Source organism: Pyxidicoccus trucidator, from assembly GCF_010894435.1.
Lineage (GTDB): Bacteria > Myxococcota > Myxococcia > Myxococcales > Myxococcaceae > Myxococcus > Myxococcus trucidator.
The window spans coordinates 1-551 of record NZ_JAAIXZ010000082.1; the positions used below are offsets into that span (position 1 = coordinate 1).

Genomic DNA, 551 nt, shown 5'->3' on the forward strand with positions numbered 1-551 from the left:
TGACGAAGTCGGGCCGGTTGCCCACGCCGATGCGGTAGCCGGACGAGGAGTTGTTGTCCTCGATGAGTTCGTCCCGCACGTGCTGCGGGTCCACCACGGCGCCGAGGTGGTAGGGGCCCTCGGTGCCCGGGGGAGGCAGCCAGGCATTGCCCTGGATGGGCATGGTGGCGCACTGGCCCGGGTAGAGCGGGTCCGAGTGGGCGCTGCCCACGAATGCGTCCTCCATGGGCCCCGGCCCGCCGGAAGGCTGGATGAATTCATTGGCGGACAGGTAGAGCTCCACCTGGGAGTCACCCGGGGTGGTGCCGTGGTTGCAGACCGTCACCTGCGCGGTGAAGAGCTGGCCGTTGGGGACGCTGGTGGGGCCGGTGACGGAGGTGATGACGAAGTCGGGCCGGTTGCCCACGCCGATGCGGTAGCCGGACGAGGAGTTGTTGTCCTCGAGGAGCTCCTGGCGGTTGTTGAGCGGATCCGCCACGGCGCCCAGGTGGTAGGCGCCCTGGAAGGCCGGGGGAGGCAGCCAGGCATTGCCCTGGACGGGCACGGTGGCG

Annotated in this window: 1 protein-coding gene; it reads right to left on the bottom strand. The window is 69.9% G+C overall.

Annotated features, from left to right (window positions below):
* Window positions 1–551: CARDB domain-containing protein (locus G4D85_RS48510; protein ID WP_164021939.1), on the bottom strand; the 551-nt coding region annotated here is incomplete at both ends.